Raw genomic sequence first — 24366 nt, forward strand, 5'->3', positions numbered from 1 at the left:
GATTTTATTTGTTATTCAGCTTTAATTTTATCAAACTCATAAACAGATACATAATTGTTTAATTTTAAATGAATGGTTAAAAAATATAGAACATGTAACTTATGGAAAAAATGTACGTCTAATGGAGTGAACCATTTGAAAGGAGATTTTTTATGAAGAAAGCGTTATTACCTTTACTTGTTATTTTCTTGTTTTTTTCCGGAATGAGTGGAACTGCAGTATTCGCCTCTAATCATGAGGGAACACATCAATTTGAAAGCGTAGACGAAACGAATCTATCGGAAGTTGAGAAAGAATTTGTTCAATTAGCAAAACAACAAAAAGGGGTGTATCAATATGGATCACTGTATGTGATTGCCCTCGGTCCACAACCAAACTCCGGTTATGATTTAATACTGGATAAACAAGAACAAATTTTTGAACAGTTAAAAGTCTATGTTAAATCGACGCATCCTGAGCCTGGATATGTATACACCGATGCCATTGTCTATCCATACGTTATAGGTAGATTAAATTTGCCACCATATACTACTTTAACGGTCCTTGACAGTGCAACAAATGACATATTTAGTAAGGAACAAAGCCCTATACATTTTGCCAAAACAACCATCACGACAAATACCTCAAAAGTTTGGACATTTACAGAGAAAAAAAGCTTAAAAAAATCAACTCTTAAAAAATATAAGATTTATGTAGAAAAGCTAGGGGACGAGAAGAAAAGACACCCTGTGAAGGTAGAAATTGATAAGAAAAACAAGAAGAGAATTCTTGTAACTCCGACTACACCTTATGAAAAAGGAGCTTCCTATCTATTATATTTTAATAATGGAAAAGGAACTAAAAAGTACATACCTTTTGAGGTGAAAAGTAAAGAGAAGAATATAGAGCTAAGTTATGATTTTACAAAAGAATTAAATGGTTGGGTAGGAGACTTTGCTGATTTACCAGTAAATTATGAAAAGGAACAATATGAACTACAGTTCGGCTTACATTCAATCCCTGTTAAAGGAGAAGTTTTGAGAAAAGGACTTTTACTTAGTGGAATGAATCGAAGTGACGACTTATTTATGTTTGCTAAGAAAAAGTTAGGGAAGAGTGATGGATTACAACCAAACACGACGTATAACTTGAATATGGAAGTGGAATTTTACACGAATGTCGACCCTGGGTTAGTAGGGGTAGGTGGATCACCAGGAGAGGGTGTACATGTTAAAGCAGGGGCATCAAATGTGGAGCCTAAGCCTACTAAATTAGGAAATGATTGGAGAATGAATATTAACAAAGGGGAGCAAGCAACCTCTGGTACAAACGGGATGGTCATTGGAGATATTGCCAAACTTTCAGAGACAGGTGAATCTTACGAGAAGAAAAAACTTCAATTGACTACACCTATGAAAGTAAAGACGAATAGTAAAGGTGAGCTCTGGGTATTTTTCGGAACAGACTCAGGTTTTGAAGGAAAAACTACATTATATTATTCAAATGTTAAGGTTAAACTTGAGAAAAGATAAGTTAAAGGGACTTAGTAGGTTTTGGGCTAAGTCTTTTCATTATGAAAAGAGGAATACGTAGGAGGACCAATTATGAAAAAGGTGTTAGTTTTAGGAGGAGTATCTTATAACTTAATGGTAGATGTTAATGATTTTCCAGAACCAAAAGCACAAACAATCCACTCTGTTAACTCATTCTTTGAAGGAATTGGATCAACGGGAGCAGGCAAGGCCTTAACATTAAGTCGGTTAGGTTACGATGTTACTTTATTTGCCACCATTGGAAGTGATACGTACGGGAAATCAATTAAAGATGAGTTAGAAGAAAATCATGTTCATTTAGAGTATTCAATCAATCCTAAGGGTACGACGAGACATGTCAATTTCATGAAAAAAGCAGGAGAAAGGCTTTCAATCTTTCTCAATGCGGACCCGGATCAGGCACCATTTGATTTTAATAAGTTAGAAGTTTCAATAGCAGAAAGTGATGTGATTTTTTTAAACATCATACCATATTGCAAGGAGTTCATCCCTTACATCGTGAAATATGATAAACCAGTTTGGGTAGATTTGCATGATTACAACCCTGAATCCAACTACTATGATGAATTCATCTCAGTAGCCGACGTGATTCAATTTAGTTCCGAGAATATAACCGATTATAAAAAAGTCATGCTGGATTTATTAGATGATGGAAAAGAGATGGTTATTTGTACACATGGTTCATTAGGGTCAACCACATTATTAAAAGATTCTATTTGGATTGAGACACCGAGCTTTCCATATGAAGTGGTTGATACGAACGGAGCAGGGGATGCATTTTTAGTAGGGTTATTCCACGGTCTCGCAGAACAACAAGATGTGCGCACTTCCTTAGTAATAGCATCTGTTTTAGGAGGTTTAACCGTACATTCTCAAAAACTATTTTTTGAGGGCTTAACGAAGGAATATTTGGATGCAGAATTGATTAAGAGGGACGTATTGTAACAGGTCGGTTTAGGTTAGTTTACCTTTTTTTGCGGAAATTGAAATAATCTTGCTAAAACTAAGATATTCTTGCGAAACTCTCGATAATTTTGCGAAACTCTCGATAATTTTGCGAAAATCAAATTAATTTTGCGAAAATCAGGATTTTTTTGCGAATCACAAAAAAGAAGTACAACCCACAACCAACCGGTGAATTGTACTTCTCCCAAAAAATCATTTTAGTGCATTTACTGCATTGATTAAACCATGACCAGCTTCTGCATCATAACCATTTTTGAACACATCTTCTGAAGATGCTTGAATTATGTGTTTTACTTGAGCAGGAGAGATGTTATCTTTTCCGTGCTTAGCAATGATAATCCCAGCTAGAGCTGCTACTTTTGGAGCAGCCATTGATGTACCTGCTTTATAACCATAGCCGCCACCAGGAATAGTAGCTAAGCATAGGTAAGTGTTATCTCTCCCAGTACCAGTTGCAGGGTTATAATTTGGTCCTAAATCTCCACCTGGAGCCATTACATCAATTTTACCTACACCATAGTTTGAATAGAATGCTAGATTCTTCATTTGACCGCCAGCAGATACACGGATTAACCCTTGATTACTAGGGCTTCTATGTGTAGCACCTTTATCATCCCCAGATAATTGTCCAGGACTCTTTAAATCCACACCGTTATTACCAGCAGAACCTACAACGGTAACCCCTTTTTTAATGGCGTACTGAATTGCTCGGTTAAATAGTAAAACATCTGCAACAATATCCTTTGTAGCATAAGCAGGGTCTTGGTACCAGTCGTAACCACCAAGAGACATGTTAACAACATCTACATTATCATCAGCTGCCGTCATTAAGGCGTCAGCGATATGTGCAGTTGAAGCTCCTCCAGTTGGTCCAAATACACGATAAGCCGCCACTTTTAAGTCAGGGCCAACACCCATCGTTCTGCCTTTTGCTGCAATAGAACCTGCCACGTGGGTACCATGGCTGTTTTGGTCCATTGGATCAGGGTAGCCAGGAACAAAAGATTTTCCATAAGCATAGTTTTCTTTTAGATCTGGGTGATTGTAGTCGATTCCTGTGTCAATAACAGCGACAACAATATCATCACCGGAAGAAGGTTTACCTGTACCGTTTGGTAGTTTCCAAGATTCTCCGTTATTCGTCACTTGTTTAATATCCCATTGAAGAGTCTGGTACAAATCAGCACCAGCACTTTCTAATTCTTCGGCTGTTAATGCTTCTTCGATTGCAGGTGTTTCTGGATACAGTTTGTTTTCAGCTCCTGCTTGACTCACTAGGCTAGACTTTTTAATTTCATTTAAAAAATTTGGGTTTTCTGAAGATACCTCAACAGCACCCAGCTTCTCTAGTTTGTATTCAATTTGTCCACCTGCTTTACTAACAAGACTCTCATATCCACTAGGCAATTTTTCTTGATCTTTAAAAACTACTATGTATTTTTGGTCGACCGTTTTAGCTTGGCTCACTATTGGTCCGCTACTAAACACGGCAGCTGCACTTAATGCAACTGATAGCGCTCCAGCCACAAATCCTTTTTTTATCATCATTTGTACCCCCTTCATTTGATTTAATTTTCATTATATTCAAAAATCCGTAACTATCAATAAGGGAAGGAAAAGCCCGAATTTAGTCGCAGAATAACCATTTTGTACTAAAAGGACTAAAAATAGGTTAAATAGTGACTGAATTTTAGGAATATTCTAGCGTTTTTGAGAGAGAGTAGGGCATAGTAAAAGCAGAAATAGCCTAAAAATAACAGATAAAAAACAGTTATAATTACATACCAATTTTTTCTGTAAAAACTAGGTTTGTACAGGATTAATACAAAATGTAAAATGGATTATAATGGAATAGTGAAATTGAAAGGAGAATTTAAATGATAAAAATTCGGTTAGCTTCTGCATCAGATTTAGAGTGGATTAATGAACAATATAAAAAAGCGGATTTTTTATTATCAGATTTACAGAATGAATATGTTGTGATCGCTACTATAGATAATGAAAGAGCAGGGGTTGGAAGACTGGTAAAGATTAATGAGGATACAGCAGAAATGGGTGGAATCTATACGTTAGAAGAGTTCAGAGGTAAAAAAGTTGCTGATTCCATTGTAAAGCATTTGGTTGAACAAGCTCAGCAAATTAAGTATTTTAACATCTATTGCATTCCTTTTAAGCCATTAAAAAATTTCTATGCGAAACATGGTTTTTCTGAAATTACCCAATTTGAACATATTCATCCTGATATTTTAAATAAGCTAAATTTCTGCAAAAAAGAGTATGAAACAGATGTTTTGTTAATGAAAATTTAATAGAAAATGAACGAAAAAGAGAGGTAGTAGATGGATAAAGAGCAGATAGTAAAGAGAAAGCTGTTATTGACCGAATGGGCTAAGAAGTTATATTCAATACCTGATGAAGTATGGTTTAAACCTTTTAATCAAGGAACATGGGGAACGGCAGATGTAATCTCTCATTTTATTTCATGGGATCAATTTTTAATCGAAAATAGATTGCCATTTTTATTAAGAGAAGAAAGCTTTCCAGCCATGGTTTTCGATTCAGAACTTATAAACAAAAGTGCTAGCGAATATGCTAGATCGGGTATAAGTAAGGAAAATCTACTTAGTGAGTTTATTTTAATTCGAAAAAGTCTTGTTTCACTTATAGAATTGCTTCCTTTAGCCACGTTTAAACGGCCATACCCACTCAAAAAGGATATTTCAATAAGTGAATATTTTATCGGATTGATTAATCACGATCTAAAACATAAAGAGCAAATCGATGAATTTTTAAACTCCTACTATTAATACATTCTCTTTTCTTTTGAGTAATATATCTTTTCTATCACCCTTTTTACAACTAGCCAATAAGCTTATGCTACAATAAAAAGAGCAATATTAAAGGAAGATATGGCATTGGTATAGTGTAAGGAGATAATAGAATGGCTAGCAAACAAGATAAGCTATACGAGGTTGATTTATATAAACCGATTCAACAATATTTTACAAAATTAGGTTATATCGTTCATGGAGAAGTGAATCACTGTGATATGACCGCCGTGAAAAATGATGAGCTCATTATTATTGAACTAAAGAAGAATTTAAATATTGACCTCCTGATACAAGCAACGAAAAGGCAACGGATAACGGACTTAGTTTACATTGGTATCCCGAAACCGAAGAGATTAAGTTCAAAAAAATACTATGAGATATGCCATTTAGCGAGAAGACTTGAAATTGGGCTCATCATGGTGTCGTTTAAAAGAAAGACTCCTTCAGTAGAGGTTTGTGTTTCACCCGAGCCTTTTGAGCGTTCAAAGAGCTTGCAACGGAACAAGAAAAAACGGGAAAAAATATTGGCTGAAATCGAGGGGCGTAATGGTGATTATAATATCGGTGGAAGTAATAAGACTAAGATAATGACCGCCTATAAAGAGAATTGTATTCATATTGCTACCATCTTAGATCAGTTAGGGCCTCTTTCTCCGAAGAAGCTCCGACAAATGAACACAGGTGATAAAACATTATCCATTCTCTATCAAAATCACTACGGTTGGTTTGATAAGGTTCAGAGGGGAATTTATTGTTTAAGTACAAAAGGGAAAGAAGAGCTATCAGAATTTCCCGAGTTAGTAGAGTACTATAAAAATCTCCATCAAGCAAATGACGAACAGTCTTCCTAGAAGATTGTTTTTTTATGAAATAAAGGAAACTTTAGAAAAAAGAGAGAAGTAATAGATAAATCAATTTAAGGGGTGCTAATATGTCTAAATTATTACGCGTAGGAACTACCTATCTGCCTGTGAAAAACATAAAAGAAGCGGTTCATTGGTATGTAAGCAATCTTGATGCTGTTTTAAACTATGAGGACAACGATAAAGCCATTCTAGATTTAGCTAACCAAAGTTTTTTCTTAGTAAAGGTCAATGAAAAGCAAAATAGTAACTTCGTAGATAGCTATGGAAATGAACGATTTACCTTAACATTTGAAGTAAATGGACTTACAGAACTTGAGAAACTACATCAAGATTTAAGTGAAAAAGGCGTGAAAATTGGTGAAATTGAAGACCGTGGCCATGCAGGGAATAACTTTATATTCTATGATCTAGATGGGAATAAGTTTGATGTATGGAGTGAATTGAGTCCGGACTTTAAAAAAAGGTACCTAGAAGATGGTGTTGCGAGTGAATCCAAATAATTCAATGCTAAATATTGAGCTTGCAACTGTTAGTGAATGTGAACAGGTTATTAATCTTTTAAAAGAAGTAGCACGATGGCTAAAAGAGAACGGCATTCATCAGTGGGGTTTCCTATTAGCTGGAGGAGAAGATGAGGAAATTCGTCAAGCCATTCTGGACAAAGATACATACATAGTAAGAGATAACGGAATAATGGTAGCTACGTTTTCTTTATATGAAAAGCAAAGTGAGTGGGATCAGCATATCTGGGGTGAAGACTCTGTTGATTCGATTTATTTACACAGACTAGCAGTACTACCTTTATATATGAAAAAGGGAATAGGCAGCAGCATTTTAACTTGGATTTATAAAAATAAAGTGGCTGAAACAAAAATATTAAAACTAGATTGTATTGCAGCTAACACGAAGCTAAATGAATTCTACCGCAAAAATCACTTTGACTTCCTCGGACAAACGAGTGACGGTCACTGTAAGTATCAAAGGAAATCATCATAAAAAGGAGTACTAAACCATGGACTTACGATATCCTATAGGAACGTTTAAACAGGAAGAAGAAATTACGGATGAAATGATTCAGCAATGGATAAAGGATATTGAGGCCGCACCGTCTCAATTAAAAGAAGCAGTTTCTGGATTAGATGAAACCCAACTAGATACACCTTACAGACCGGGTGGATGGACGGTACGCCAAGTGGTTCATCATATAGTGGACAGTCATATGAATGCATATATTCGTATAAAATTGGCCTTAACAGAAGACGTACCAACCATTAAGCCTTATAAAGAGGAAAGATGGGCAGAGTTAGAAGATTCTAATCTTCCTATTGAAATTTCCGTAACCCTATTGGAATCACTTCATGTCAGACTAGTTACCATGCTCCGTTCATTGAATAAAGATCAACTTGATAGAACTTTCAACCATCCAGAATCAGGGTTAATCCCTTTGTCCTTTTGTATAGGCTTGTATTCTTGGCACGGTCGACATCATATTGCACATATAACAACTCTAGCGGAAAGATTAGGTTGGAAAGAGTAAAAAGCAGAGAAATCTCTGCTTTTTACTCTCCTTTTATTAGGCTGTTCCGATCATCCGTTTGAGGAGGCTCTTCTAGCCAGCTGTGCTTAATCATAATGTTAGCACCGTCTTCAGCGTATAAAGCGATCTCTGGTATAAGTGACGCATACTTTAAACCTAGATCTTTTCTAGGACTTGCCCCCATTGCCGCACCATAGTTACCAACTCCAGCAGCAATCATGGCTGAAATATGAAACATAATCAGCTTATCTGAAAATATTGGAACGGTAGTGTCTGTTATCGCAGTATCCCATTGCATCGGAGCTGGCAAGTCTTCTTCTTTTAAAATTTTACTAAAAATGTCGACGTGTTTTTGAGCAATTTGTTTTCCGCGAAGTAAAAATTGTTTTACTTCCTTGTTCTGAGCGATTTGTCCGAATCCTGTTATTAATGCCTTACCAATGGCATTTGTTTGGATGTTGATAAAAACATGTGTAATTTCGATGGAAGTAAGAGGACGCTTTTCCCCAATAAAGCCAAATAAAAAGGGTTGCTTATCTACAAAATCTACTTGATCGGGTAAAGAAATATAAGGTGGTCTTATATACGTACCCTGTTTTAACATTAATTCTCTTGTTTGATCCTGTAGACTAACAGAGCTTTGTAGAACATTTTTATGAAAAGTAACTACATCGGGACGTGTAATCACACCTAATGCCATTCCACTTGCTGCCATTGCTAGAATAGACATATTTCTTAAGTACATCAATACAAATGTATCTGAAAATAGTCTCGGTGCTGAAGGATTAACGTCTTGTTCCGTGAATCCGATAGGAACAGGGAAGTTTTCATTAGTAAACAGATCCTGTAAAATTTTAATATTTTCTTTAGATGTATTTAAAGCAAACTCGATGACCGGTCGAACTTCTTCATCCTTCACTTTCTCCAAGAAATGGCTATTTACACATATAGATACGGTATCATTAATGTATTGAGTCCATAAAGTGGACATCTCTGCTGCAGTTAAGCGAATCTTTTCTTTATTCTTCATTAAACACCCGTCCTCTAAAATAATTCATTAATTGTAGCTTCTCACTTTTTGTTATAATTATGATAAAAATCATGATTCTGGAATAAAGGAAGGAGAAAAGAAGTGTATATTAAAAGATTACAGCCTGAAGATGGAGAGTATTATAGAATCCTTCGTTTAGAAGCTCTAAGAAATAATCCTGAGGCCTTTTCATCAAGCTTTGAGGAGGAAAAAGGGAACTCAGTTGAGTTTTATCAAAATCGGTTAAAATCCACTCTTTCCTATACATTTGGCGCTTATAAAGAAAACGAACTTATTGGAGTAGTGTCATTAGTTTGTGAAGATAAACTCAAAATTAGGCATCGAGCAAATATCTTTGCGATGTACGTAAGTGAAGAGGGACGTGGTAAAGGGGTTGGAAGGAAACTAATGAGTGAAGCAATCAATCAGGCGAAATGTATAAGAAATATAGAGCAACTGTACTTAACAGTAGTATCTAGTAATGAACCTGCGAAAAATTTATATGCTTCATTAGGGTTTGAAATAATAGGGGAAGATAAAAAGGCTCTAAAAGTGGGGAATACTTACTATGATGAAGATTTAATGGTTCTCTATCTAACGTAATTTCCCCTATTACATTTCATTTAAAGGCCGTGATATTAATGTGTCTCATATTATTTGCCTATCAAATTCATCCAGAATTTGATCTAATCGTTGCATCAAACCGTGATGAATTTTACGATCGACCAACAGCACCTGCTCACTTTTGGGAAAATCAACAGAATATATTAGCTGGAAAAGATCTATTAAAACAAGGGACCTGGTTGGGAGTGACGAAATCAGGACGATTTGCTGCACTAACGAATTATAGAAACCCGAGCGAAGTCGTTGAGGGGAAGCGTTCACGTGGAGAACTTGTGGCTGATTTCTTAAAAGGAAAACAATCTGCTTATAGCTATGTGAAGGAAAAAACGCGCTCCAGGGATTTATATCCCGGCTATAATTTAGTAGTTAGCGATGGAAGGGACCTTTATTATTACTCTAACCAAGAATCCATGTTCCACAAATTGACTCCCGGGATATATGGGTTAAGTAATCATTTAATAAATACCGAGTGGCCAAAAGTAACATATGGCCGGGAAAAACTAGGTGAAATTATTAAGGGGGAGATGGATACTGATGAGCCATTGTTTCAGCTTCTTAAAACATCTGACCCGGCTCCTGACGAACTGCTCCCTTCAACTGGAGTGTCACTTGAATGGGAAAGAATACTATCACCATTATTTATTGAAAGTGAAACGTATGGAACTAGATGTTCAACCATTGTTAAGTTCACTAACAATGAAGTAATCTTCTCTGAAAGAATCTATACTAGGCTGAGCATGACTAATCAAAACTTTTGTTTTACTATTGATTATGCTAAAAAGGTGTCTCCCCCTAACCTGAAATGAATTTCAGGTTAGGGGAGAGTTGGAGTTAGACCACTGTCTAGCTCCATAAGGATATTCTAAGGGAAGCGATAGCTAATTTGCAGGGCAGTGTTTCAATTTCTTTTATCCCGGCGCTACCCGCTATCTTATTCAATGGGGTTTTCAGAAAACACGATCGGTTGATCTAAGTTGAATTTATCCCTGTATGAACGATAAGATACAATCGAATGGCCATTGATAGAAAGGTCTAATTGTAAAATAACAGAATCTTTCATTTCGAGGTAATAATACATATCCCCGCGTTTTAAGTGATAAAAGTGATATGTTAATCCTAGTAATGATTTTGAAGTCTTGTCGGTATCAGCATGATTGATGACAAATTCAGCAATTTGTGGAACCGTAGCTGAGGGAGTCCCCGTTAAATCATTCAATTTCTCTTTAATAAATGCAGTTGCCTCTTGAAATGTCATTTTGGCTTTTTCCATAAAAGAACTTAAATATCCGTTCATATTCTTCCTCCTATACACTTTAATATTGTACGTTGCTTAAATTTCTATTTGTTCTTTATTTAACTAAGATAAAAATGTTTCCTAGAGGAAACATTTTTGTTTTGCTGAAATATACTATAAGAAAGCAGGTGATAAACATGAAAAGAATTCATAAAAGGATTGTTCAGTATTCTGTATTGCTCAAATTGTTAGGTGTTATAAGTGAAGAGGAATACAAAAATATAGCTGAAACTCAAAAAATCAGACAACCTAAGTAAGGTAAGGCAACTGAGAAAGTTGCCTTTAACGATTTTGTTCCAAATACTTAAAGTAATTTAGAATATACCAACAAAGGATAGCTAATAGCCAATAAATAGGGAAAGAATATATGTGCTTCCACGTAAAAGGTTTATAAACATCGATCCAAATCATAAATGGCTCTGCAATATAGGCTATACTTAATGACAAAATACCACTAGCTTTCCAAAATGACTTAATCGTCTTTCCCCACTTTTGATAAATAAGCATAAAAGGTACGATAATTACGCCAACGTCGTATGGATAAATTTGGGGGAATAAATTAGGAGAAATTATAACTGGATAAGTCCATAAAAGTAATGACGTTCCAATTGAATCTAATATTATTGCCGCTACACCGTAGAAAAGTCCATAGGCTGTAATCTCAATAACTATTTTCTTATCAACAAGTTTCCACCATATTGCCGCTGGAATTCCCGCGAGCCCTAACAAAAACCACCATCTAGCTGTTAAAAAAACATGCTCTTTCCAATAGCTTTTTAGTAAATGGTAGAAGTTTTCCTCAGCCTCTATTACTTCATGATAGGAAATATTGGCTACATAATGTATGTGGTTTGTAATTAATTCTATAACCGTTAAAAACCCCATTGAAAAACACATCCTCTACTTATTATTAGAATGTGGGATTTTTGAAAAATCATTCACGAACAATTAACGCGATATGTATTTAAAATAAAGTATTACCAAGCGACACTATTTTTAGGTTAAAGCTAATCGTTTGACTGGTGAACATTACTCTAATACAATTTAGTTTGAATTCGAGATATTGTATATGAATAGGAGAATTTCAGATACTATAAAAGAACACACCTAGGAGGTACAAGCATGGTTCAAGTTATGGAAAAAAATATAGTAGACGTTATGAAGGAAAGAAGTAGTGTTCGTAAATATAAAAAGGGATTGAGAATACCAAAGGAAACTTTGGATCAAATATTAAGCGCTGCAGGAACGGCACCTTCTTCATGGAATCTTCAACATTGGAAGTTTATTGTAGTTGAGGATGAAGCTAGAAAGGAAAGATTACTGCCTATTTCCTATAATCAGCAACAAGTGGCGGATGCTTCAGCAGTCATTATTGTACTAGGTGATCTAGAAGCCAATAAAAATGCTCTGAAGATCTACGAAAACGCACCTGAACATGTAAGAGAAGCACTAACCCGCAACATTGAAAATGCTTATAAACTGGAAGATACAGGAATGCTTGAAGCAATTAAAAATTCTTCCTATGCAACCATGCAACTCATGCTTGCGGCTAAAGCATTTGATTTAGATACATGTCCAATGGGAGGTTTTAACTCTGAAGCGTTAATTAAGGAGTTAAACATTCCTGATAGATATATACCTGTTTTAATGATGTCCATTGGTTATGCTGAATCTCCAGCACATCCAACGGAACGTTTTTCAATAGAGGACACAGTTGTAAGAGAAACATTTTAAATATAAATATAAATATAAATCTCAGTACTAGACTAGGTACTGGGATTTTTTGTATTTACAGCCAGTAAACAAAATAGTGAAAAAATTCCAAATCTATAGTATAATCTGTATTAGGAAAAATATGGGGGTTTATAAAATGAAGATTTTGGCAAAACTTGTGAGCGGTTTACTTATATGGTTGATCGTCACAAGCATACTACTAGCTATCATCCTACTACCTAGAAATGTTACATATGAGAGGGTAGGGTATGATGATGTAGCTACCTATAAATTTACATGGGAGGCTTATCAAGAAAGTATTACAACATATTCAAAAGAAGTTTGGGATAATAAGAGTTTTGGCACTTCAAAAGTGGGATCACCAGTAGAAGAAGAAGTGTACCACTACATGAAAAGAACAATTGTTATCATCTTCCCAGCTTTAATTATTAGTTTATTATTAGGAATTTTAAAGGGTGTATTTGATTATAAAAATGTAAATTCCAGAAAAAATATAATTGGAAACGGCACAACATGGCTGATGCAATCTGTACCAGAGTATTTTATTATCATTACTGTACAGTTAGGGTTATTATCCCTTATGTCTAAAGGTTTTCCACAGCTCGACATATATGGGTATGACAAATGGTATAACACTCTACTTCCGATATTATTCTTATCGGTTTATCCAATATCATATATTGCTAGAATTACGTCTTCAGCCCTCTCTGAGCAAGAAGGTAAAGATTATATTCGAACAGCCATTGCAAAAGGAACATCTTCAAAGAAGATATTATATATTCATGTATTGAAAAATTGTTATCCTACTATTTTAAGTCAGTTCTTAACCATTATGATTACTCTTATTTCGAGTTCTATTGTAGTAGAATACCTAACATTCTATCGTGGAGCGGGAACAAGGCTGATAGAAGCATTGGACATTAAGACCATCTATAATATTACAGATAACTTTCCATTAGAAGTTCCGACAATTGTTGGGTTTACTATTGGATTTATGATTCTGATTCTATGTAGCCTTTGGATTCATCAATTACTCAACTACATACTAATCCCGGCAAAAAGGGGTGAAGAGTAATGAAACAAAATAAAACATTAATAATTGGCTCAGTAATGGTAGGTTTGTTATTACTGATTACCATTTTAGGTCCATACTTACCATTTGTTGACGCTGATTTAAAAGAGACAAAGTTCTTTAAAACTGAGAATGGTGCAGTTTTACCTCCACCATTACCACCTTCAGAGGAATTTATACTAGGGACAGATCGTAAGGGAAGAGATTACCTAAGTATCTTAATAATAGGTGCCAAAGAAACTCTTGTCACTATTTTATTCTTAACATTTGTTTGTTTCTCTCTAGGTACATTGTTTGGAATTTTTGCTTCTAAAAATAAATTTACAAACACGATTTTAGTTGCATGGAACCAGTTATTTTCTAGAGTTCCGAATTTATTTGTTATTATATTAATTACTAATATACCGTTTTTTATTTTTTCACCTAATCGGTATTATTATTTTATTGCCTTAATAGCCATTTTAGAAATTGGTAAAATTGCAGATATCTTTAAGCAGCAGTTAGATGTTTATAATAAATCTGCAATCGTGGAGTCTGGTGTTGTCGTTGGAAATTCGAGTTTTACAATGCTTAAACGATATTATCTTCCTCATTTAACCCCACAGTTAATTTTATCGTTTGTGTTAAATTTTGGGAAAATATTGTTTTTAGTTGGCCAACTTGGAATATTCTCTATATTTTTAGCGCAAGAGTTTATTCAGTTACCAGGAGCACCAGGATTACCAACATCATACCAAATTAATAACACTTCACTGATTTGGACGACCCATTTGTCCAATATAATAAGAGATATCAATGTTGCACCATGGATTCCTTTTGGTGCTGCTGCGTTAATTACATATACCATTATGGCATTTAACTTATTAGGTGAAGGTTTAAGGGTATATTTCCAAAATCGCACAAAAAGTAGTAAAAAGAAAATCGAGACGAAAAGTACTATGGTGGAAGCAGAGGAACAAAAAGTAGTTGGACTTTAATAAATCATATATCAAAGGAAAAAAGGACGGTTCTTAAAACTAGAACCGTCCTTTCCTTGTTGCTATATTATTTCTTTTCTCTCGGGTTATCTTCTTCAGCAAATTCGGTACCATAAGCTAGTCTAGGGTTAAAGTTTGTTTTCGTCTGCGCTTTTTCTTCAGCAGTGTTTGCTGTACGGTTTTGAATAAAGTTATGAATGAGAACTTCTCCTCCAGCAATAAGGGTTGCTGAAATAATACTTCCCCATGCAATTTGCAAATAACTATGGAGAAGAATACTACCAAAAATCCAAACTAGGGTATAGGTCATAAAAAAATCCACTATAGCAGCTTTCACATTTCCAATTCGAGGTAAAATTAAGCGATCTCCTACAAAATATGATACAACCGTTATTAGTATACTAAACGATAAAATATCGACAAAGGTTGCATCAAAGAATAAATCAAATGCAATTGCAAAAGCAAGAAAAGCAGCAACAAACTTTATTAATAAAATCATCATATTATTCATATATAAACCTCCTATATACACATATTTTTGGATAAAAGGAATGGTTTCATACATAGAAAAAAGATTTCTGCGGACTATTGACAAATAAAAATTTTGTGTTATAATAAAATGTTTTACTATTGATATTATTTATAGCTAATATTAACATGTTAATTAGAATTCACTTAAACCTTTTACATCCATTTACTTATAGGGGGATTTTAATTGAAATCTTTATCGGTAAACGTAATTGAATTAGAAACAGAAGCCTTTAACAATAAGGCAGTACTATGTCCAACTCTTATATCTGATGGAAAGGATGCTATTCTTATTGATGCCGGGATGCCGGGCAGTTTGAACCAGATTCAAGCAGAAATGGAGAAGCAGGGGCTATCGTTAGGTCAATTAAGAGCCATTATCATTACTCATCAAGACCTTGATCATATTGGAGGAGTACCCGAGCTACTTGAGGCAATAGGTGATGGGGTAAAAATATTTGCACACGAGTTAGATCGTCCATATATTGAAGGGAAGCTTCCATTAATCAAAACGGACATCAACAAGATGAGTAAACAAGTTTTACAATCATTTTCAGACTCAGACAGAGAGCTCTATAAAAACCCACCAAAGTTTAAAGTAGATGAAATTATTGCTGATGGCGATGAATTACCTTTCTTCACAGGTATTAAAGTTATTAGTACTCCTGGTCATACACCAGGGCACATTAGTTTATATGTTAGTGAAGAAAAAACATTAGTTGCTGCGGATGCATTAATGAATATAAATGGAAGACTGATAGGTCCAGTTCCACAAACTACACTAGATATGAGTACAGCTCAACAATCAGTAAGAAAACTATTAGAATATGAGATAAAAACTCTTATATGTTACCATGGTGGTATTTGTGAGGATCAAGTAAAAGAACAACTAACGAGTTTGGTAGACGAATATTCTATAAGAAAATAAATAAAGAAGCTTCGGATCATTCCGAAGCTTTACTTCTCATTTATTGCTACAACTCTTTGTGGTTCAGGTGCTTGGTTTCCTTTCCAAGATAGAGACATAAAGAAACTAATAAACAATACAATCGCACCAAAGACATAAGGATAATGAATATCGACATCATATATAATACCAGCTAATGCAGGCCCAACCATGTTACCAACACTCATATACATATTATTCATACCTGCAACAAAACCTTGTTCATTTCCAGCCATTTTAGAAAGTAGCGTGTTTAGAGCTGGACGAACTAATGAAGTAGCAGTAAAGAATACAAAAGTAACTGCCAAAATCGTTAAGAATGTATTAGCGGCTAAAATAGCTAGCATGGAAATACTTGAAAGAAGGAACGTCCAATAAATTACTTTTTTCTCACCGTATTTGTTTAACAATAAATCAACGACAACCCACTGTACAATGACTCCGATTAAGGCACCGACGGTAATGATAATAGCAATGTCTTTAGGTGTGTAACCATATTTTGTGTCAACGTATAATCCAAAAATGGCTTCGAAGTTTGCAATTCCAAAAGTCATTGTAAAAACGAGAATCAGAAGTAAAAAATAAGGTGCTTTGAAGGATTTCTTAATTTGCACAATCATGTTTTCGTTTTTACGTGTAAGAGACTTTGCTGCCATTCTTTGTTCTACTGACAAAGTTTCGGATAAGAACAGGAAAGAAAGTACCGTTGCAAGTGCTGCGCAAATAGTAGAAGAGTAGAAAGGTACTCTTAAACCTAGTTCTGCTAAAAATCCTCCAATACCAGGGCCTATAACAAATCCTAATGACATGCTCGCTCCAAGCAATCCCATTCCTTTTCCACGTTCTTTCTCAGTGGTGATATCCGCCACGTAAGCCATCATAGGCGGAACTAGGAAAGCGGCACCCACGCCACCGATTAGTCTAGATACATAAAGCATCCACATTTCTGTACCGATAGCAAATAGAAGTTGAGATAAAGTGAACATAATTAACCCGAAGATAATAGGCATTCTTCTACCATATTTATCGGACATTTCTCCCGCAATAGGAGAAAAAATAAATTGAGTAATAGCAAAGACCGCAACTAGGTAACCCATTGCTTTTCCGCCAACACCAAACTCGTTTAAAAATACAGGTAGTACGGGAATGATTAACCCAATACCAACCATCGCTATAAACATGTTAAACATTAAAATGGATAATCTTGTTTTATTATTCCTTTCAGAGGGCATATGAAGCCTCCTTTAACCCGTTAAATTTTTACATACTTACAAAGTTTACTATGTTGATGTTTGTTTGAGCAACTATTTAATTACTTTTCAACTATATAAGGTAGAAATTATGAAAAAAATAAATTAGTGTTCGTGATATAAACACAAATGTGTTTGTAGGGAAGAAAAAACTATTGATTCTTTTTGTTTGAGGAGTGATAATTACATATAAATTATTTAAAAAGCAGGGGATATAAATATGAAGGTTGTTAAATTTGGAGGCTCATCTTTATCATCAGGTGAACAAGTGAAAAAGGTTTTACAAATTGTAGTTTCTGATATTGAGAGAAAAATAGTGGTTGTTTCGGCGCCAGGCAAGAGATTCGCTTCAGATACAAAAGTAACTGATTTATTGATTCAATTGGGTGAGTATTTCTTACAAGAGAAAGATGTTTCCGAGTTATTCGGGAAAATTATTGAAAGGTATGAAAGTTTAGCAGAGGAATTACACCTTTCTTCAAACATTGTTAACCGAATACGCAAGGACTTGTTATGTTTATTGGAAAGGGATAGAAGCAATCCTGAAAGATATTTGGAAGCGATAAAGGCTTCTGGGGAGGACAACAACGCAAAGTTGATTGCAGCTTATTTTAGAAATGAAGGAATAGAGGCCCATTATATTAACCCTAAGGATGCAGGATTATTAGTTACAGATGAATATGGAAACGCACAGGTGTTACCACATTCATATGAGAATTTAAGCAATCTTCGTCATCAACCAGGTATTTTAGTATTTCCAGGCTTTTTTGGGTATACAGAAAAGGGCGAAGTAGCTACTTTTTCACGGAGCGGTTCGGATATTACAGGTTCCATTCTAGCTCATGCTGTAAATGCAAGTATGTACGAAAATTTTACTGATGTGGACGGTGTATTTTCTGTCAATCCTCATATTGTATCTAATCCTAAAGGAATTAGGGAACTCACATATAGAGAAATGAGAGAGCTCTCATACGCGGGCTTTTCTGTATTCCATGATGAAGCTCTTATTCCTGCTTTTCGTGCCGGGATCCCGGTTAATGTAAAGAATACAAATAATCCATTAGCTCCAGGAACTTTAATCGTGAACAAACGAACAAATCAAAACGGACCAGTTGTAGGTATAGCAAGTGACAATGGTTTTTGTAGTATTTATGTAAGTAAGTATTTAATGAATAGAGAAATTGGATTTGGGAGTAGATTGTTAGGGATTATCGAGGAAAACGGTCTTTCCTATGAACATACTCCTTCAGGGATTGATGATATATCGATTATTTTACGTCAAAATCAACTAACATCAAATATAGAGGAAGAGGTTATTAACCGAATTAAGACAGAACTAAATGCGGATGAAGTGATTGTTGAGCACGATCTTGCCCTTATTATGGTAGTTGGTGAGGGAATGAGACATAATGTCGGCACAACTGCGCGAGCATCAAGTGCATTAGCTAAAGTTGGTGTAAATATAGAGATGATTAACCAAGGATCCTCTGAGGTCAGCATGATGTTCGGCGTGAAAGAAGCAGACGAAAGAAAGGCTGTTCAGGCGTTATACGAGGAGTTTTTTGTAACAGTTCCAGTTTAGCATCTATTTATTTCTAAAACACCTATTTATTCGTAGGTGTTTTTTGTTTTTTTCACATAAATAGTATCTCTAAGAAAAAAACTGTTCCATTATATAAAAAGAATTTTTATATCATTAGCATTAATTGGTGAAGATAGGGAAAAAGGATTCGTTGTTAGGAGTTATAAAAATGGAAGTGAATCTTACTCATTGGATCATATTAATCACTGTTATCACGGTTACAAGTATAGGATGTATACTAATCATTAGGAAAAATGTTTTACGGTATGGCATCGTGTTTCTAATTAGTGCAGCCCTTGCCATTTTTCTCTGTTTCTTTTTCTATATAAATGGTTATTATCGATTTGTATTTCCCATAAGGTTTATTTTACCAACCGTTGCTTTGAGTTTTGGATTTTTAAGTTTGTTTATTATACGCTTTCAACCGGAAAAATGGACGTTTCCTTTTTTCTTTATTACAGTAAATCTAGTTTTTACTTTTGAGATTATCTTAAGACTAGCCTTTCACTTTATTGTATTTAGAAATGCATGGGACACGTGGGATTCTTACAGCTTGTATTGGGTGTATTTACGTTTAATGCACCATATTGGTAGGGTATTTGTATCAAGGAAATATCGTAACCCAATCTCGTATGATACAAAAAAATATTGGATTCTCTTTATGTTGGTTATCTTTTACACGATAGCAGGAGTTGCTTTTCTATTGATTCGACACCAACGGTTGACTTCATAAGCATACAAAAAATGACCACTTTCGCCTTGAAAAGTGGTCATTTATTTTATCCTTTTATAGACGCTGTTTGAATGTTTAGTTGAGCACGATTTCCTAGTGTAAAGAAGTAAATACTACTAATAGAGATGATTGAGATGATCCAGAATGCTGTTTGTCCGCCAAATTGACTTAAGAAGAAACCACCCATAATCGGTCCAACGAAGTGTCCAATTTTTCTAAATTGACCTGCACCAAAATAAGTTCCTCTTAATTCTTCACTGGCTAACTGATCAATTAGAATACTATTGGAAGGGAAAATTAAAATTTCACCAATGGTTAAGAGTGCTATGGCAAGAATAGCAGAAACCCAGCCGTTTACGAAACTGAAGCCTATCAAACCTAAAGACAAGAATATCGCACCAACGATCATTACCTGCATAGGACGATATTTCTCAGCTATATGGCTAATTGGGATTTGTAGAAATACAACCATAACAGCATTTATGGACAGCAATACTGAGTATATATAAACACTATTAGCGATGGTTTGATCTAAGTGTTGAGGTAAATTAGACTCTAATTGACCATAACCAATATTGATTAAGATTCCGCCTAATATTAAAAAGCCTAACGCTTTATCTCTTCTGACTATGTTTAGGGCATCCACAAAGGTAACACTGGATTTATGAAGTTTCTTTGTTTCCACTAATAATCGATTCATAAGGATGAATAGGATGATGCCATAAAACAGATAAACGAGACTTGTGATGATAAAGGTTGTTTTAGCTGATACCATTGCTAAATAAGCCCCGACTAATGGACCGACAGATGCTCCGATATTAATGGCTGTATATCTATAAGAATATGCTTTTAAGCGATTCTTTTTATCTGTTAAGTCCGCCATTAAAGCTTGAGAAGTAGGTTCAAAGAAAGAATTACATAGACCATTTAAAGCGTTTAATAGAATGAACCAACCTGCATGATTAGCGACAGTAAATCCGAAAAATACAAAAGCTAACAAGAATAAAGCGGTTAGCATGACTGGTTTTCTACCATATTTATCTGATAGATTTCCACCTACAAAGCCGCCGACAGTGGCCATTAATGGCGACATACCAATGGTTAGACCAATAAGTAATGGATGAATGTCCATGCCTTTTGAAAGATAGATGGCTAGAAAAGGTAGAGTCATAGTTGAAGCACATCTTATAATAACAGTACCCAATAATAAGACCCAAACAATGATATGGAATTGGTTTAAAAAAGAATTGAATTTGTTCATAGCTGTCCTCGTTTCTAAATAGCTGTTTTCAAAAATCTAAATACTAATGGTGAAAAGAGCATGTTTTATTTTAATTGATTCCATTAATGATTGGAATATATCCCCATGAAAAATATAATATAAACTCCTTGTATAAGTAAATTTTATTTTAATTATTAAAACATATAAGTTTTACTTATGTTAATGAAACAAAATCACCCTATCTTTAAGATAGGGTTGAATAATCTTTTAAGACTCCCTTAATAACGGAAGGGTACAACAACGAAAAGCTCCTCCAGATTTGATAATCTCGGATAAATCTATCTCAATGACTTCATAGCCCCGAGCTCTCAATTGCATGTTTACATTTTTGTTTACAGGTAAGCTGAATACTCGTTTGTGTCCGATAGATAGGACATTTGTGCCGAGAGTATATTGTTCTTCCTTAGAAATTTCAATTAAGTCATAACGAGATTTAAGATATTTAATTTTTTCATCATGAATTTCCTCTGGGTAAATTAAGGCTTCAGTCGGAGACAGGATATTAAACACACAATCTAAGTGTAGATATTCATCAGTAAAGGGGATAGTAATGACTTCAAAGTTTTTTAACTTAGACTGTAAATGATTAGCTGCCTCTTCGGTCGTTCGATTGCTAATCCCAACATAGACCGTGCTGCCATCAATCAGAACATCTCCACCTTCAATACGGTCTGTGTTTAAGTCATTGTAGGGAAGATTAGCTTTTTTAAGCCATTCCCTTAATTGGTCTTCTTCACCTTGTCTCAAAAAGCTAGCAATCTCCGCTATATACATTTCTTCCCCTAAAGTATAACCTATATCGCGAGTAAACACTTGTTCAGGAAATTGTTTTTGTGAAGGGAGAAAAAGTACTTCAACACCATAATCTTCTAGAGCAGAGACAAAATGACGATGCTGTTTCATAGCCCTGTCTAGACTTAACCCCTTTTTATAATCATTGTCTGTTTCAGGAATCGTATCTTTTACAGTCATGTGATCAGGTTTACAAACTAAGACTGTTTTTAACGGATCATATTCATTCAAGCAAGAAAGCCTAATGGAATTATCTTTTATTAACATATATTCCTCCTAGAAAATAGACTTTTTGCTATAGGCACTAATGAGATATATTTTTCACTTAAAACTTTAAACTATTCAAAATGCATAGTGCGATATAAGAAAAAGAGACCTTTGTGGGTCTCATTTGAATTTTTATGTAGTGTTTATCATACTTTAGTTACTTAGTATTTGCTTATAGATACTTAGGTAAAGTTCAGGTGTCGAGTCACTTTTAAACACTTTCCCATCAACAAGAGTAAAGGGGCAATTCTTACAAGTTTTACACTTTCCTAAACACTTTTTACGTTTAATTTTAATTTTTGGGAACATGGATTTTAAGTATTTGTATTCTTTTTTCGAGTGATATTTACTCTTTTCACAAAAGTAAACCTTTTCCATTCGACAACCGCCTTTGTTGATAATGATAATCATTATCAATGAATATTATATCAAATTCATTAGAAAAAGGGAATCTATTTTAAACATTGTTAGGAATCATACAAAAGGTGAATAAAATATACGTGTAAGGACATTCTGTTATATATCTGATTTTATAAATTTGGCAGAGGTGCATGTATGGCTATTTATGTTTATCAAACTTTTGAAATTAAACAAGACAAATTTGAAGATGCAATTAGTAATTTAAAAGAAATTCAAAAATATCGTAATCAACAGCATAATCAAAAGGTTGAGATTCTAACACCGGTTTCGGGACATGACCATACTTATTCTCTTTTAATCACATATGAGGGATTAGCAGAAATGGAGCTTTCTAATAAGAAGCTTTTTGATGATGATGAATATGTTAAGTTAATTCAACCTTTCTTTCTAGAGAACATTGTTCAGGGGAGTATGCATACACAAATTTTCCGTTCAATGTGGGTTGAAGAATAAATGATAAAAGCATTCCTTTTGAGGAGTGTTTTTTTTATACCTTTTTATAAATTCACATATAAACTTTGAGTTTTATTTCACTCCTGTTAATGAATTTTCTTGTAAAAAAAGGAAAGTTATTTTACACTTTTCATCATACAAGAAGGGGAAATTAGGTGATTAGAAATGGAAATAGAAATGTTAAAAATATTTGATGATAAACGAAATGAGATAGGGACAGCTACTAGAGAAGAAGTGCACCGATTAGGTTACTGGCATGAAACTTTTCATTGTTGGCTTATAAAAGAGGAAAATAACACAACGTATATTTACTTTCAATTGAGAAGTAAGCTTAAAAAGGATTATCCTAATCTTTTAGATATAACAGCGGCAGGTCATCTATTATCACATGAATCGGTTGAAGATGGCATTAGGGAAATGAAAGAGGAGATTGGCATAGATGTGTCAATAAAAGAATTACAATTCCTAGACTCCATCGACTATTGTGTGACGAAAGAGAATTTTATTGATAAAGAAATTGCACATGTCTTTTTGTATGATAGTAAAGATAAACCACTTGATTTTATCCTCCAAGTGGAAGAAGTGTCTGGGATGGCTCGAGCTGATTTCTATCATTTTGCTCGTTTATGGTCTGGCGAGGTTAAAGAGATTAAGATAGAAGGATTTGAAATAAGCTCTATAGGTGAGAGGGAATCGATTGATAAGACAGTGGGTAAAGAAGCATTTGTTTCTCACGAAGATTCCTATTATGCAAGCATCATAGATTGTATTCAAAATTATATAGAAAATCACAAGGATTGAGAGGAAATATCGTGAATTATTTAGGAACCTATCCTTTACCTGATACCCTAAAAAAGCTTTTTTACCTGGAGGAAGAATTACAACAAGAAGGATTTTCCCTTGATAGTGAACTTTCACTCATTCTTATGGAGGAGTACGAAGCATATAATGTTACTCCTTATGATGTAATTCCATTTGCTAGGACTGGAGTAGATGGTATACATTTTGGTTTTCTTACAGATTTCGGGAGAGTCAAAGATTTAGAAGAGGCAAATATAGTATGTGTAAGCCCAATGAACTTCGGTAATTTTGTTAAGATTGTTGCTAGAAACTTAAAAGAATTTATAGATGTCGTCTTTACACTTAAAGGTGCAATTGCCATAGAGAACTTTTTAAGTTTTAGCACCAAAGATGAATATGAAAGTCTAGTAGAACAAATCAAACAAGAATTGAGCGAGAATGAGGACTTTAACAAAAGGAATACTTATGTATTGGAACACATTAAAGTCATGTATGAATGCAAGAAAATAGATGATTTATATTTATACCAGAAAGAACTAGAATACGAGCGCCTAAGCAAAATCCTTATACCTACTAAGGATCAATTGGGAATTATATATGAAAATTCTTCCAAGAATTACAGAAATATGGATTTAAACGAAAATATGAATATAGAGTTAGATGAGGTTGGAGCATTCTTTAAAGAGGCTCCTGTTGAAGCAAAGCTTGCCTTGATAAGGGATATACAATTCTTGTACTTAATCCAAGATCAGTACGAATTGGCAAATTTAATAAAAGAAGAACTATTAAAATTAGGTTTTACAGATGAAGCAAATAGATTAGATTGGCAAGAATTATATTAATACAGGT

The 24366-nt window shown here is 34.5% G+C and carries 28 protein-coding genes; 19 read left to right on the top strand and 9 right to left on the bottom strand.

The window, feature by feature from the left end; all coding sequences use genetic code 11:
• Positions 1-152 precede the first annotated feature (152 nt).
• Positions 153-1511 carry a protease complex subunit PrcB family protein gene (locus tag SM124_RS07180; protein WP_322445821.1) on the top strand — a complete coding sequence of 453 codons (1359 nt, stop codon included), beginning with the start codon at positions 153-155 and terminating at the stop codon, positions 1509-1511.
• Positions 1512-1583: 72 nt separating this feature from the next.
• Positions 1584-2477: a carbohydrate kinase family protein gene (locus SM124_RS07185; RefSeq protein ID WP_322445822.1), complete on the top strand. Its 894-nt coding sequence runs from the start codon at positions 1584-1586 to the stop codon at positions 2475-2477.
• A 213-nt stretch (positions 2478-2690) separates the two neighbouring features.
• Here SM124_RS07185 and SM124_RS07190 read toward each other — a convergent pair whose 3' ends face one another.
• Positions 2691-4046 carry a S8 family peptidase gene (locus SM124_RS07190; protein ID WP_322445823.1) on the bottom strand — a complete coding sequence of 452 codons (1356 nt, stop codon included), beginning with the start codon at positions 4044-4046 and terminating at the stop codon, positions 2691-2693.
• A gap of 329 nt (positions 4047-4375) precedes the next feature.
• Between SM124_RS07190 and SM124_RS07195 the strand changes: the two genes are divergently transcribed.
• The 6 genes from SM124_RS07195 to SM124_RS07220 all read left to right on the top strand — a co-directional run bounded on the left by SM124_RS07195 (position 4376) and on the right by SM124_RS07220 (position 7732).
• Positions 4376-4807, top strand: coding sequence for a GNAT family N-acetyltransferase (locus tag SM124_RS07195; RefSeq protein WP_407691380.1), 432 nt, complete (start codon positions 4376-4378; stop codon positions 4805-4807).
• Between the two features lie 30 nt (positions 4808-4837).
• Positions 4838-5305 carry a DinB family protein gene (locus SM124_RS07200; protein ID WP_322445824.1) on the top strand — a complete coding sequence of 156 codons (468 nt, stop codon included), beginning with the start codon at positions 4838-4840 and terminating at the stop codon, positions 5303-5305.
• A 134-nt stretch (positions 5306-5439) separates the two neighbouring features.
• On the top strand, positions 5440-6180 hold the full coding sequence (locus SM124_RS07205) for a DUF2161 domain-containing phosphodiesterase (RefSeq protein WP_322445825.1): 741 nt from the start codon (positions 5440-5442) through the stop codon (positions 6178-6180).
• A gap of 80 nt (positions 6181-6260) precedes the next feature.
• Positions 6261-6695 carry a VOC family protein gene (locus SM124_RS07210; protein WP_322445826.1) on the top strand — a complete coding sequence of 145 codons (435 nt, stop codon included), beginning with the start codon at positions 6261-6263 and terminating at the stop codon, positions 6693-6695.
• A complete protein-coding gene (locus tag SM124_RS07215) occupies positions 6682-7191 on the top strand; it encodes a GNAT family N-acetyltransferase (RefSeq protein ID WP_322445827.1) in 510 nt (169 codons plus the stop codon). Before SM124_RS07210 ends, SM124_RS07215 begins: the two co-directional genes overlap by 14 nt.
• Positions 7192-7207: 16 nt before the next feature.
• Positions 7208-7732, top strand: a complete 525-nt coding sequence (locus SM124_RS07220; protein WP_322445828.1) for a YfiT family bacillithiol transferase — start codon at positions 7208-7210, stop codon at positions 7730-7732.
• Positions 7733-7754: 22 nt separating this feature from the next.
• Here SM124_RS07220 and SM124_RS07225 read toward each other — a convergent pair whose 3' ends face one another.
• Positions 7755-8762 (bottom strand): DUF3231 family protein, encoded by a 1008-nt coding sequence (locus tag SM124_RS07225; RefSeq protein WP_322445829.1) that lies wholly within the window; start codon positions 8760-8762, stop codon positions 7755-7757.
• A 102-nt stretch (positions 8763-8864) separates the two neighbouring features.
• Between SM124_RS07225 and SM124_RS07230 the strand changes: the two genes are divergently transcribed.
• Positions 8865-9365, top strand: coding sequence for a GNAT family N-acetyltransferase (locus tag SM124_RS07230; protein ID WP_322445830.1), 501 nt, complete (start codon positions 8865-8867; stop codon positions 9363-9365).
• Between the two features lie 38 nt (positions 9366-9403).
• On the top strand, positions 9404-10192 hold the full coding sequence (locus SM124_RS07235; RefSeq protein WP_322445831.1) for an NRDE family protein: 789 nt from the start codon (positions 9404-9406) through the stop codon (positions 10190-10192).
• Between the two features lie 125 nt (positions 10193-10317).
• Here SM124_RS07235 and SM124_RS07240 read toward each other — a convergent pair whose 3' ends face one another.
• Together SM124_RS07240 and SM124_RS07245 are read right to left on the bottom strand one after the other, a co-directional pair.
• A complete protein-coding gene (locus SM124_RS07240) occupies positions 10318-10680 on the bottom strand; it encodes a hypothetical protein (protein ID WP_322445832.1) in 363 nt (120 codons plus the stop codon).
• Between the two features lie 282 nt (positions 10681-10962).
• Positions 10963-11565, bottom strand: coding sequence for a CBO0543 family protein (locus SM124_RS07245; RefSeq protein ID WP_322445833.1), 603 nt, complete (start codon positions 11563-11565; stop codon positions 10963-10965).
• 237 nt (positions 11566-11802) lie between these two features.
• On the opposite strand from SM124_RS07245, the gene SM124_RS07250 reads away from it, so the two are divergent.
• The 3 genes from SM124_RS07250 to SM124_RS07260 all read left to right on the top strand — a co-directional run bounded on the left by SM124_RS07250 (position 11803) and on the right by SM124_RS07260 (position 14463).
• Positions 11803-12414: a nitroreductase family protein gene (locus tag SM124_RS07250; protein ID WP_322445834.1), complete on the top strand. Its 612-nt coding sequence runs from the start codon at positions 11803-11805 to the stop codon at positions 12412-12414.
• 136 nt (positions 12415-12550) lie between these two features.
• Positions 12551-13489 (top strand): ABC transporter permease subunit, encoded by a 939-nt coding sequence (locus tag SM124_RS07255; protein ID WP_322445835.1) that lies wholly within the window; start codon positions 12551-12553, stop codon positions 13487-13489.
• Positions 13489-14463 (top strand): ABC transporter permease, encoded by a 975-nt coding sequence (locus SM124_RS07260; protein ID WP_322445836.1) that lies wholly within the window; start codon positions 13489-13491, stop codon positions 14461-14463. The genes SM124_RS07255 and SM124_RS07260 overlap by 1 nt, the downstream gene beginning before the upstream one ends.
• 67 nt (positions 14464-14530) lie before the next feature.
• On the opposite strand, the gene SM124_RS07265 is transcribed toward SM124_RS07260, so the two are convergent.
• Entirely contained in the window at positions 14531-14974 is a 444-nt protein-coding gene (locus tag SM124_RS07265; RefSeq protein WP_322445837.1) for a YndM family protein, read from the bottom strand.
• 204 nt (positions 14975-15178) lie between these two features.
• Here SM124_RS07265 and SM124_RS07270 point away from each other — a divergent pair, with 204 nt between their 5' ends.
• On the top strand, positions 15179-15919 hold the full coding sequence (locus SM124_RS07270) for an MBL fold metallo-hydrolase (RefSeq protein ID WP_322445838.1): 741 nt from the start codon (positions 15179-15181) through the stop codon (positions 15917-15919).
• A 29-nt stretch (positions 15920-15948) separates the two neighbouring features.
• On the opposite strand, the gene SM124_RS07275 is transcribed toward SM124_RS07270, so the two are convergent.
• Positions 15949-17169: an MFS transporter gene (locus SM124_RS07275; protein WP_322445839.1), complete on the bottom strand. Its 1221-nt coding sequence runs from the start codon at positions 17167-17169 to the stop codon at positions 15949-15951.
• Between the two features lie 238 nt (positions 17170-17407).
• Here SM124_RS07275 and SM124_RS07280 point away from each other — a divergent pair, with 238 nt between their 5' ends.
• Together SM124_RS07280 and SM124_RS07285 are read left to right on the top strand one after the other, a co-directional pair.
• Positions 17408-18769, top strand: a complete 1362-nt coding sequence (locus SM124_RS07280; RefSeq protein ID WP_322445840.1) for an aspartate kinase — start codon at positions 17408-17410, stop codon at positions 18767-18769.
• Between the two features lie 169 nt (positions 18770-18938).
• Positions 18939-19502 (top strand): hypothetical protein, encoded by a 564-nt coding sequence (locus tag SM124_RS07285; RefSeq protein WP_322445841.1) that lies wholly within the window; start codon positions 18939-18941, stop codon positions 19500-19502.
• Between the two features lie 46 nt (positions 19503-19548).
• Here the strand turns inward: SM124_RS07285 and SM124_RS07290 are convergent, their stop codons facing one another.
• The 3 genes from SM124_RS07290 to SM124_RS07300 form a co-directional block, all read right to left on the bottom strand.
• Complete coding sequence (locus SM124_RS07290) at positions 19549-20763, bottom strand: MDR family MFS transporter (protein WP_322445842.1); 1215 nt, start codon at positions 20761-20763, stop codon at positions 19549-19551.
• A 228-nt stretch (positions 20764-20991) separates the two neighbouring features.
• Positions 20992-21843, bottom strand: a complete 852-nt coding sequence (locus SM124_RS07295) for a dimethylarginine dimethylaminohydrolase family protein (protein WP_322445843.1) — start codon at positions 21841-21843, stop codon at positions 20992-20994.
• Between the two features lie 153 nt (positions 21844-21996).
• Positions 21997-22254 carry a DUF1450 domain-containing protein gene (locus SM124_RS07300; RefSeq protein ID WP_322445942.1) on the bottom strand — a complete coding sequence of 86 codons (258 nt, stop codon included), beginning with the start codon at positions 22252-22254 and terminating at the stop codon, positions 21997-21999.
• Between the two features lie 144 nt (positions 22255-22398).
• Here SM124_RS07300 and SM124_RS07305 point away from each other — a divergent pair, with 144 nt between their 5' ends.
• The 3 genes from SM124_RS07305 to SM124_RS07315 all read left to right on the top strand — a co-directional run bounded on the left by SM124_RS07305 (position 22399) and on the right by SM124_RS07315 (position 24359).
• Entirely contained in the window at positions 22399-22716 is a 318-nt protein-coding gene (locus SM124_RS07305) for a hypothetical protein (RefSeq protein ID WP_322445844.1), read from the top strand.
• A 165-nt stretch (positions 22717-22881) separates the two neighbouring features.
• Entirely contained in the window at positions 22882-23517 is a 636-nt protein-coding gene (locus tag SM124_RS07310) for an NUDIX hydrolase (protein ID WP_322445845.1), read from the top strand.
• 11 nt (positions 23518-23528) lie between these two features.
• The gene (locus SM124_RS07315; protein ID WP_322445846.1) at positions 23529-24359 is read left to right on the top strand and encodes a hypothetical protein; all 831 of its coding nucleotides are present in this window, start codon (positions 23529-23531) and stop codon (positions 24357-24359) included.
• Positions 24360-24366: the final 7 nt, after the last annotated feature.

The organism is Robertmurraya mangrovi (genome assembly GCF_034427655.1).
Lineage (GTDB): Bacteria > Bacillota > Bacilli > Bacillales > Cytobacillaceae > Robertmurraya_A > Robertmurraya_A mangrovi.